The 10,180-nt window shown below is 61.7% G+C and carries 8 protein-coding genes; 2 read left to right on the top strand and 6 right to left on the bottom strand.

Annotated features, from left to right (window positions below; genetic code table 11):
- The coding region (locus JHD62_RS20265; protein ID WP_199104399.1) for a chemotaxis protein CheW at positions 1 to 319 on the bottom strand (319 nt) is incomplete at its 3' end.
- Positions 320 to 683: 364 nt separating this feature from the next.
- Positions 684 to 1,109, bottom strand: coding sequence for a hypothetical protein (locus JHD62_RS20260; RefSeq protein WP_199104398.1), 426 nt, complete (start codon positions 1,107 to 1,109; stop codon positions 684 to 686).
- A gap of 236 nt (positions 1,110 to 1,345) precedes the next feature.
- On the opposite strand from JHD62_RS20260, the gene JHD62_RS20255 reads away from it, so the two are divergent.
- Positions 1,346 to 3,469, top strand: coding sequence for a bifunctional diguanylate cyclase/phosphodiesterase (locus JHD62_RS20255; RefSeq protein WP_199104397.1), 2,124 nt, complete (start codon positions 1,346 to 1,348; stop codon positions 3,467 to 3,469).
- Between the two features lie 5 nt (positions 3,470 to 3,474).
- Here JHD62_RS20255 and eutC read toward each other — a convergent pair whose 3' ends face one another.
- Genes eutC through eat form a run of 3 tightly spaced genes read right to left on the bottom strand, consistent with a single transcriptional unit; the run spans position 3,475 to position 7,132 of the window.
- A complete protein-coding gene (gene eutC, locus JHD62_RS20250) occupies positions 3,475 to 4,299 on the bottom strand; it encodes an ethanolamine ammonia-lyase subunit EutC (protein WP_199104396.1) in 825 nt (274 codons plus the stop codon).
- Positions 4,296 to 5,678 carry an ethanolamine ammonia-lyase subunit EutB gene (locus tag JHD62_RS20245; protein ID WP_199104395.1) on the bottom strand — a complete coding sequence of 461 codons (1,383 nt, stop codon included), beginning with the start codon at positions 5,676 to 5,678 and terminating at the stop codon, positions 4,296 to 4,298. The genes eutC and JHD62_RS20245 overlap by 4 nt, the downstream gene beginning before the upstream one ends.
- Before the next feature lie 38 nt (positions 5,679 to 5,716).
- Complete coding sequence (gene eat, locus JHD62_RS20240) at positions 5,717 to 7,132, bottom strand: ethanolamine permease (RefSeq protein ID WP_199104394.1); 1,416 nt, start codon at positions 7,130 to 7,132, stop codon at positions 5,717 to 5,719.
- A 376-nt stretch (positions 7,133 to 7,508) separates the two neighbouring features.
- On the opposite strand from eat, the gene JHD62_RS20235 reads away from it, so the two are divergent.
- A complete protein-coding gene (locus JHD62_RS20235; protein WP_199104393.1) occupies positions 7,509 to 8,510 on the top strand; it encodes a helix-turn-helix domain-containing protein in 1,002 nt (333 codons plus the stop codon).
- Here JHD62_RS20235 and JHD62_RS20230 read toward each other — a convergent pair.
- Positions 8,491 to 9,960, bottom strand: coding sequence for a PLP-dependent aminotransferase family protein (locus JHD62_RS20230; RefSeq protein ID WP_199104392.1), 1,470 nt, complete (start codon positions 9,958 to 9,960; stop codon positions 8,491 to 8,493). The two genes, JHD62_RS20235 and JHD62_RS20230, sit on opposite strands and share 20 nt — an antisense overlap.
- Between the last annotated feature and the right edge of the window lie 220 nt (positions 9,961 to 10,180).

The following is a 10,180-nucleotide window of genomic DNA, read 5'->3' as shown; positions in this document are numbered from 1 at the left end:
CCTGGGTGTGGCCGTTGTACTCGGTGACGATCATGATTTCGGGCTTGTTGCTGGTGACGATGCCGGCGTACTTGGCCAGGTCGATGACCGGGACCAGCGAGCCACGCAGGCTGACCATGCCTTCAACCGAGGAGGGCATTTCGGGTGCGGAAGTGATTTCGGGCGTCCGCATGACTTCGCGGACCTTGAAGACGTTGATGCCGAAGACTTCCTTCCTCCCGGTACGCTGGTCGTGACCCAGGGAGAACAGCAGGATTTCCAGCTTGTTGGTCCCTGCCAGTTTTGTTCTGGCATCGATTTTTTTTAGCAGATCTGACACGAAAGCACCCTAGGCAATAAGTGGAAGAAATACGGCACACAAACAGACCGGTTTGCCTTGCGGGCCCGGCTTGTGCTGTGCAGCATTCAGATATTCACGGTATAGCGGAAACGGTTCCAGTTGGCTGCTGGCTTTGCATGTGCCGGTGCTTGAACTGGATTTTTTAGAATTCATTTAAATTTATTCTGGTTTTTATTGATTGTTCAGTATTGCGCCAATAAACCACACTATAGCCACTGTCATTGAAAACAGCCAAGCACTGCCAGATTATTTATGCGGCAGGTCAAATGAATGGATGTATGCGGGCAGTAAAAACATTCCCGGATGACATGATTTTCCGCCTGGCCTGCAACAGCGTCCGTGCTCATGGTGTATTCACTGGGCCTGCATCTTGCGACGGCAAGCGGCACATCACGCTGCTGCGCAGTTGCTTGCGCTGGCTGTCTGCTGCCAGGTCGACAATCCAGCCACCGGGGGCATTGGACATCAGCAAGGCCACACGCTGCCCCTTGCCTTGCATGATGTCACGGTAAACCGTGGCGTCATCCACATGCAGCTGCCCCTGATCGGTAGTAATGCTGTAACTGGTGACAAATGCACTGCCTTTGGCTTCCGGATATTCCCGCCCCCAGCCAATCAGGAAATGGCGGACCTGGCAAAGCCCGGACGCCTCGGATGGCGCATGGGGTTTGGCCGGGGCCGACCAGGATTGCAGCAAGTCCTTGCCGCTTTGCAGCCAGCTGCTGCAGCCAGCCAGCAGCAAGGTACACAGAATGAGTATGGCCCGCATGGGACTCCGGATATTCAACAATGCCGCCATGTAGCGGTGTCTCAACGCGACATGGCAACAGGATGGCATTGCCATGTGTCACGTCATGGTTGGCGCATGCTACCGTAAATTTGCCGCTCTGCGGAATGCCTGCCCATGTAAATCCTGCGTGCAGGGGGATTGCCCCTTTTATGGTGCGGGCATGTTTATTGCTGTGGTTTATCTCATCCTGTCACCGACAACGCATGTTCAGCCCGATGCCCAGCACACAATCCTTGCGTCCTGTTTCCCTGCATGCCCATGCCGTGAACGGTTTCCAGCCGGCGGCACTGGAAAACCTGATTCATCATCTTGATGGCATGGCCTATCGCGGTCGGCATGACCCGGAGCGTCACATGCAGTTTGTCAGTCGTGGTTGCCTGGCCTTGTGCGGTTACAGCGCGGCCCAGCTGACCGCTAGTAGCGGCGGCTGGATGGGTGTGATCCACAAGGATGACCGCCAGGCGGTGGCCGAGGCGCTGGCCAGCAGCCTGCGTGGCAATGGCCGTTTTGCCTTGCAGTACCGGATACGGACTGCGGGTGGCCAGCTGCGTCATGTACGGGAAAGCGGTGTGGCGTCGCCGGATGGCGATGGCATGGTGCTGGAAGGCTTCGTGATGGATGTAACCAGCCAGCAGCGCACTATTCGTGCATTGGCCCAGGCCGAGATGCGATATCGCACCATTTTCGAGCATGCGCAGGAGGGAATTTTCCAGAGCAGCAAGACCGGTCGTTACCTGGCGGCCAATCCGGCCCTGGCACGGCTGTATGGTTATGCCTCGCCGGAGGAGCTGATCCTGAATCTGTCCGACATCAGTTGCCAGCTGTATGTGGAAGCCGGTCGGCGCGAGGAATTCCTGCGGCTGATGGAAACGGCGGGCGAGGTGGTGAATTTCGAGTCCGAGGTGTATCGCAAGGATGGCCAGCGCATCTGGATATCCGAGAATGCGCATGTGGTGTCATCGGAACACGGCCGTTTCCTGTATTACGAGGGCACGGTGCAGGATATTTCCGAACGCAAGCATTACCAGCAACAACTGGAAATGCAGGCCAATTTTGACGCGCTCACCGGACTGCCCAACCGCGCCTTGCTGTACGACAGGCTGAAGCAGAGTGTGGCCAGGGCCGCGCGGGCGCAAAGCAGGCTGGCGGTGGTGTTCATCGATCTGGACAACTTCAAGTTCATCAACGACAACCTGGGGCATGACGCGGGCGACCAGTTGCTCAAGACCGTGGCCGGGCGTATTGCCGGCAGCATCCGCAAGCTCGATACCGTGGCCAGGCTGGGCGGGGACGAGTTTGTGCTGATCCTGAATGATCTGGACAGCGAGGAGGGCCTGTGGACCTTGCTCGAACGCATCCGGCTCAAGACCAGCCAGCCGGTGCTGCTGCAAGAGCACAGTTGCAATGTCAGCGCCAGCATGGGGGTGGCACTGTACCCGCGCGACGGCGTGGATGAGCAGACCTTGCTGCGCCACGCCGATGTGGCCATGTATGCCGCCAAGGCGGCAGGCAAGGATAATCTGCATTTCTTTACTGGCAAGCTGGACCAACAGTCCGACGAGCGCTTCACGCTGGAGCGCGAAATGCGGCTGGCGCTGGAGCAGGATGATTTCAGCGTGGCCTATCAGCCCAAGTTCGACCGGCACGGCAAGGTGGTCGGCGTGGAGGCGCTGGCGCGCTGGCACCACGCCCAGCTGGGTGATATCGGGCCGGACCGCTTCATTCCGGTGGCGGAGGAGTGCGGCTTGATCCTGCCGTTGACCATGTCCATCCTGCGCAAGGCCAGCATGGCCATTGCCCGCTATAACCGCATGGCGGCCAGCAGCATCAGTCTGGCGGTCAATCTGTCACCACGCCTGTTCGAGCGCGACCACCTGTGTCGCGAGCTGGCCAGCGCACTGGCCGACAGCGGCTTGTCACCTGATTTGCTGGAGCTGGAAATCACCGAATCCCTGCTGCTGGGCGATACCGAACACATCATCAGCCAGATGCAGGAATTACAGGGCTGGGGCGCGCAACTGGCGATGGACGATTTTGGCACCGGTTACTCCTCGCTGGCTTATCTGGTGCGCTTTCCGCTTGGCATCATCAAGATAGACCGTAGTCTGGTGGCAGGTATAGAAAGCAACGAACAGCAACGCATGGTGGTGAGCGCCGTGGTGACGCTGGGACGCAATCTGGGCAAGACGGTGGTGGCCGAAGGCGTGGAAACGGCAGAGCAATTGCAGCTGCTGCGCGAGATGGAATGTTGCCAGTACCAGGGCTTCGGCCTGTCGGTGCCGCTGAGTGAGGCGGCCTTGTACGGCCGCCTGCAACAGGAGGCGGCCTGTTGTGGCTGAAGTCCTCAGTCCTGCTGTGCGGCCAGTGCCAGTTGTTGCTGCAGGTGCAGCCAGCCGGCCTCGGCAGCACTGCCGTCCTTGAGTACCACGCCGGTGCCACTGCTGCGACCTGCGCGGATCAGCCAGGCCAGCTTGTAGGCGGCCAGCGGGTAGGGCAGGCCTTGTGGGCGCACATTGGAAATGCAGTTGCGCTGAGAGTCCATACAGCCTACCCGTGGTGCGCTGGTGAGATACACCCCCAGGCTGTCCGGTGAGCTCAGACCGGGGCGCTCGCCAATCAGCATCACCACCATGGCCGCCTGCAGGCATTCACCCACTTCATCGGCCAGGGCCACCCGCGCTTCGGTGGCCAGTACCACCGGCCCCACCCGCAAACCCTGCTCCTGCAACAGCGGCAGGGTGGCGGCAATCAGCGGCACGGCATGGCTGGCCACGGCGCGGGCCGACAAGCCATCTCCCACCACGAACAGCACATCACAGGGTTCGACTCCGGCAGCCAGCAGGCTGGCGCGGCTGTCCGGGTGCAGGCGACGGCCCTGGTCCGGCCGTTGCAGATAGGCTGCGCGGCTGGGGGCTGCGCTGCGCACTTGCAGGCTGGGCAGTTGCAGGTCTTGCAGGGACGCGCTCAGTGCGGACAGCTCCAGCGGCGTGTGCACGGCATCACGCGCCTGGGCATGGGCCAGGGCAAAGCGCAGGGTTTCGCGCGTGGGCAGGCTGGAGCCCACCCGTCCCAGCGCAATGCGGGCTACGGTGTGGCTGGCCAGCTCCTGCCAGCTGTCTTCGGTGATGGCACTGTTGCCGGTGGTGGCCGGGCTGAACGGGGCATTCATCGGAAGGTCTCCATCAATTGCAGCAAGGCTTGCTGGCGGTCTTGCGCCTGTAGCTTGCCGGCGCGGGTAATGGCCATGCTTTCCAGCCAGTCTTCAAACTCCGGGGCCCGCTTCAGCCCCAGCAGCTGACGCAGGTAGAGTGCATCGTGAAACGAGGTGCTCTGATAGCCCAGCATGATGTCGTCGGCACCGGGCACGCCAATGATGAAATGAATGCCCGCCGTGCCCAAGAGGGTGAGCAGGCTGTCCATATCGTCCTGGTCGGCTTCGGCATGGTTGGTATAGCAGATGTCGCAGCCCATGGGCAGGCCCAGCAGCTTGCCGCAGAAATGGTCTTCAAGCCCGGCGCGGATGATCTGCTTGCCGTTGTACAGGTATTCCGGGCCGATGAAGCCCACTACGGTATTCACCAGCAAGGGTGAAAAATGCCGCGCCACTGCATAGGCGCGCACTTCGCAGGTTTGCTGGTCCACTCCCCAGTGGGCGTTGGCCGACAGCGCGCTGCCCTGGCCGGTTTCGAAGTACATCACATTGTCGCCCACCGTGCCGCGGCGCAGCTCCAGTGCGGCCTGCTGTGCTTCGCCCAGCACTGCCAGATTGATGCCGAAGCCACTATTGGCTTTTTCCGTGCCGGCAATCGACTGGAATACCAGATCCACCGGTGCGCCGCGCTTGATCAATTCCAGCGTGCTGGTGACGTGGGTGAGCACGCAGCTTTGGGTGGGAATGGCATAGCGCTGGCGCACTTCGTCCATCATCGCCAGCATGGTGTGGATGGCTTCCGGACTGTCGCTGGCCGGATTGATGCCGATTACCGCATCGCCAGCGCCGTACAGCAGGCCATCCAGCATGGCGGCGGCAATGCCGCGTGCGTCGTCGGTGGGGTGGTTGGGCTGCAGGCGCACGCCCATATGGCCGGGCAGGCCCTGCGTGTTGCGAAAACGGGTGATCACCCGGCATTTGCTGGCCACCCATATCAGGTCCTGGTTGCGCATCAGCTTGCTGACGGCGGATACCATTTCCGGGGTCAGGCCGGGCGCCACGGCGGCCAGCGTGTGGCTGTTGGCGGCATCAGACAGCAGCCAGTCGCGCAGGCCACCCACGGTCAGGTGGCGAATGGGGGCAAAGGCGTGGGCGTCGTGGCTGTCGATGATCAGGCGGCTGACTTCGTCTTCTTCGTAGGGAATCAGCAGCTCTTGCAAGAAGGTGGTGAGTGGCACGTCGGCCAGACACATTTGTGCCGCCACACGCTCTTCGGCGCTGCTGGCGGCTATCCCGGCCAGCTGGTCGCCCGAACGCAAGGGCGTGGCGCGGGCCAGCAGGGTTTTCAGGTCGTCAAACTGGTAACGGCGCGGGCCGATGGTGATGGCGTAGGACATGGTTTACCGGGGTGTGCCGGGCACACCCCGCCTCTCTCTTATTCGCTACGGGCAACAGCAGGTTTCAGCGTGGTGGCATCGCCACCTTCCAGCAGATGATCGCTGGCGGCAGCGGCACGCTGGCGATGGGTCAGCAGGTAGTAGGCATAGGCCACGGCCAGGCTGCCGGCAAAAATCAGTGCCAGCAACTGGTTGTACCAGATCATGGCCACCAGGCATACCACCGCGCAGGCCAGTGCCAGACCGGGCAGCAGCGGGTAGGCCGGTGCGCTGAACGGACGGGTCAGGGTGGGTTCGCTGCGGCGCAGTTTGAACAGGGCCAGCATGGACACGATGTACATCACGATGGCACCGAACACCGACAGGGTGACGATGTTGGCGGTCAGCGGCTGACCGGCAATCTGGATCAGGTCGTCACTGAAGATGGCGGCAATGCCGACAATCCCGCCCACGATGATGGCACGATGCGGCGTCTTGAAGCGCGGGTGGATGACAGCCAGCATCGGCGGCAGGTAACCGGCACGGGCCAGCGCGAAAATCTGGCGCGAATAGCCCATGATGATGCCGTGGAAGCTGGCAATCAGGCCCAAGAGGCCCAGCCATACCAGCATGTGCAGCCAGCCGCTGTTGCTGCCCACGATCAGCTTCATGGCTTGCGGCAGCGGGTCGTTGATATTGGCCAGCTTGCTCCAGTCACCGGCACCACCCGCCATGATCATCACGCCCATGGCCAGTGCCACCAGGGTGAGGATGCCGGCTACATAGGCGCGCGGAATGGTGCGGCTGGGGTCCTTGGCTTCCTCGGCGGCCATGGCAGCGCCTTCGATGGCCAGGAAGAACCAGATGGCAAACGGAATGGCGGCAAACATGCCACCGATGGCGCTCAGGCTGAAGCTGTCGCTACCGGCCCAGCCGTGGTGGGTGAAGTTGTCCCAGCTGAAGCCCGGCGACACCACGCCCATGAACAGCAGCAACTCGAAAATGGCCAGCAGGGTGACCACCAGCTCGAAGGCGGCCGCCACGCTGACGCCGACAATATTCAGCGCCATGAACACGATGTAGGCACCACAGGCAATCCACTTGGCGCTTAGGCCGGGAAACTGCACGTTGAGATAGGCACCGATAGCCAGCGCGATGGCGGGCGGGGCAAATACGAATTCGCACAAGGTGGCATAACCGGCGATAAAACCGCCGATCGGGCCGAAAGCGCGACGGGCATAGGCAAACGGGCCGCCCGCATGCGGAATGGCGGTGGTCAGCTCGGTAAAGCTGAAGATGAAGGCGGTATACATGATGGCGACAAACACCGAGCTGAGCAGAAAGCCCAGCGTACCGGCCTGGGCCCAGCCATAGCTCCAGCCGAAGTATTCTCCCGAGATCACCAGCCCGACGGCGATCCCCCATAGTTGCCAGCCGCCCAGCTTGCGCGCCAGACCGTGATTGCTGTTGCTCATGACATTTCCTCTTTTTTGACTCACTTCTCCCTGCCCGGTGCAGTGCATCCGGGGCCTGATCACCATGCTAGGCAGGGTGTTGCGGCGGCCGTTATCGAAAATCGGAAAACAGCAAGGCCGTCCGTGACAGCCAACTGCCGCCGCGCATGTCTGTGAGAGACAGTTTTGCAAGCGGCATGCCAGCTGTGGGCTGCCTGATAGTGCAGAGTGTGGCAATTTTTGCTGTGAATCAGCACCGTGATGAGGCATGCAAGCCCCGTGTTTGCACCGTGACGGTGAAATTTCCGATTTATGACAGCAAGAAGTCGTAAATACGCAGGCAAAGCTGGTGTGTTTCTTGCTATATCCTTGCAGATCAATGTATTGGGAGCCGCACATGGACCCGCTAAGCCAAGGATTGTCCCTGCAGTTTGTTACCCGCCTGGCGGATGACGCGGCGGATCAAGCCGCCTTCATCAGCGGCTGGGAGCAGGATTACGCGCAGATTTCCTGTGGCCGTTTTGCCGGGCGGCTGGATGAGCTGTGTCTGGGACGCTTGCAGGTGTTCCGCGAATACTCGGCCCGCGAAACCTACCAGCAATGCCAGCCCTGGCGTGGTGCCATCTGGTTTGGCATACCGGCACCGGGCAGTGGTGAGCGTTTGCGCTTTCATGGCCGCAGCGTGCCGCCTGCCGCCGTGCTGGTGGCCATGGGCGGCAGTGACTTCACCCTGCGCACGCCGGACGACTTCACCATTTACGGCATCGTGCTGGAGCAGGAAGTGCTGGCCTCGCGTCATCAGCAACTGTTTGGCCGCGACTTGCCTGCGCACTGGCTGCAAAGCGCTGCCGTACGTCTGCCCGAAGCCAGCCACCGGCTGCTGTGTGGCCAGATTTACGAGCTGCTGGCGCTGGCGCGGCAAACGCCGGACAGCATTGGCCGCCAATTACTGCTGGATTGTTCGGTGGATGCCTTGTTGCTGGCCTTGAGTGAGGGGCAGGCGGAGGCTTCGCTAAGGCGCGAGGGCAGCAGCCAGCGCCATTGGCAATGGGTGGAACAAGCCCGGCAGCGTGCATTGCAACCGGCCAGCCAGTGGCTGACGGTGGAAGGACTGTGCCGGGAATTACATGTGACCCGCCGCACTCTGCAAAACGGGTTTCAGGAAGTCACCGCCATGAGCCCGCTGCCCTTCCTGCGGGCACTGAGGCTGAATCAGGTGCGCCGTCTGCTGCGCTCGCCACAGGGCAGCGCGGACAGCATCCAGCAACTGGCGGAAGACTGGGGCTTTGCCAGCCCCAGCCATTTCAGCTACGACTACCGCCGCCTGTTTGGCGAAACCCCCAGCCAGACCCGTCAGCAGCCGCAGCGCCTGAGTGCTTTCAGGCTGGACGCAGCTTGAGCTGCTGCTGGGCCAGCATGCCCACCCGGGTGAGGGCGGCGACATAGCGTTCATCCAGCGGATAGCAGCAGGACAGGCGCATGGCATTGCGGTAGCGCCCGCCGGGTGAATACAAGGGCCCGGGCATGATGCTGATGTTCTCGGCAATGGCGGCATGAAACAGCGCCACGCTGTCGCAGCCTTCCGGCAGTTCCAGCCAGATCAGAAAGCCGCCGGCCGGGTCGGTAGCGCGCGTGCCAGCCGGGAAGTGACGGGCAATCAGGCCGCGCACTTTTTCCACATGCTGGGCGTAGTGGCGCTTGAGCGCGCGCAGGTGGTGGTCGTAGCCGCCGGATTCCAGAAATGCCCCCAGCGTTTCCGACAGCACCATGGGCTGGGCCACTGAAGAAGCAAATTTCAGCTTGCGCAGTGCCGGGCCAAAGCGGCCACCTTCCATCCAGCCGATGCGAAAATCCGGTGCCAGTGTCTTGGTATAGCTGGTGCAGAAGATGATCCAGCCGTCTTCATCAAAAGCCTTGGCCGCCGGGGCCTGGGTGTCGCTGAATTGCAATTCGGCATACAGCCCGTCCTCGATCAGCGGCACCTGATAGTGATTCACCAGTCGCGCCAGCCGTTTCTTGGCTTCCAGCGGCATGCTGCAACCCAGCGGGTTGTGCACATTGGGCATGGCCACCAGCGCGCTGATACGCTCTTCGGACAGCAGCAGCTCTACAGCATCCACCGAAATGCCGTGCTGCGGGTCGGTGGGAATCTCCACGGCTTTCAGACCCAGGCTGGCAAACAGCGGCAAGAGGTTGAAATAGGTGGGCGATTCCAGCCCCACGGCGTCGCCCGGTTTGGTAACAGCGCGCAATGCCAGTTGCAATGCCTCCATGCAGCCATTGGTCAGGATGATGTTTTCCGCCTGCAATGCCATGCCCAGCTCCAGGCTGCGGCGGGCAATCTGTACCCGTAGCCGCTCGGAACCCGGTGGCAGCGCGTAAGTGCTGACCATGCCGGGCTGACGCCGCAATATCTGCCCCATCAGCCTGGCCAGTTTGTTGCCGGGGTAGAAGTCGCTGCCACGCGGGCAGGCCAGCGCCAGGTCGATGAAGCCGGGGGTTTGCTGTGCATCCAGCACTGCGCCTATCAAATCCAGTACCTTGCTTTCGGTCGGCTTGGCCACACTGCTTTGCGTCATGGCCGGGCGGGCGGGCGAGGGCAGCCTGGCCCGTACGTAATAGCCGGACTGCGGCCGCGCCTCGATCAGTCCGCGGTCTTCCAGCACCCGGTAAGCCGCCACCACCGTGTTCAGGCTCAGTTGCCTGCTTTGCGAGGTGCGCCGTACCGAGGGCAGGCGTGAGCCGGGCGGCAAGGTGCCACGGGCAATGGCCAGCGACAGGTCTTCTGCCAGTTGCTGGTACAAGGTGGCATTGGCGCTTGGGCTGTGGGGCAGGTTTTCGGGTGGCATGGCGAATGTTCCGGGCAAGACTGAGGCAAGCATCAACAATGCCGCAGCAGAGTGGCTGGCGACAGTGACAGTGCTCATCATAGTGTGTGGTGACAGTTGGGGTAAACCGCTCACTGTCACCATCACAATAGTGAATTGTTGAATCTGTCACCATCGGGCCTGGCTCCGTAGCATGAAGGGGTAGCAGCGCCATCCGGCGCATGCACGGTGACAAGGAGCC

The organism is Aquitalea sp. ASV11 (assembly GCF_016429185.1).
GTDB classification, from domain to species: domain Bacteria; phylum Pseudomonadota; class Gammaproteobacteria; order Burkholderiales; family Chromobacteriaceae; genus Aquitalea; species Aquitalea pelogenes.
This window is presented reverse-complemented; position numbering and strand designations above follow the sequence as displayed.

Bases quoted from the DNA above. Each gene is read 5' to 3' on its own strand.
- JHD62_RS20260 (WP_199104398.1), bottom strand. From the start codon at position 1,109: ATGCGGGCCATACTCATTCTGTGTACCTTGCTGCTGGCTGGCTGCAGC.
- JHD62_RS20255 (WP_199104397.1), top strand. From the start codon at position 1,346: ATGCCCAGCACACAATCCTTGCGTCCTGTTTCCCTGCATGCCCATGCC.
- eutC (WP_199104396.1), bottom strand. From the start codon at position 4,299: ATGAATGCCCCGTTCAGCCCGGCCACCACCGGCAACAGTGCCATCACC.
- JHD62_RS20245 (WP_199104395.1), bottom strand. From the start codon at position 5,678: ATGTCCTACGCCATCACCATCGGCCCGCGCCGTTACCAGTTTGACGAC.
- eat (WP_199104394.1), bottom strand. From the start codon at position 7,132: ATGAGCAACAGCAATCACGGTCTGGCGCGCAAGCTGGGCGGCTGGCAA.
- JHD62_RS20235 (WP_199104393.1), top strand. From the start codon at position 7,509: ATGGACCCGCTAAGCCAAGGATTGTCCCTGCAGTTTGTTACCCGCCTG.
- JHD62_RS20230 (WP_199104392.1), bottom strand. From the start codon at position 9,960: ATGCCACCCGAAAACCTGCCCCACAGCCCAAGCGCCAATGCCACCTTG.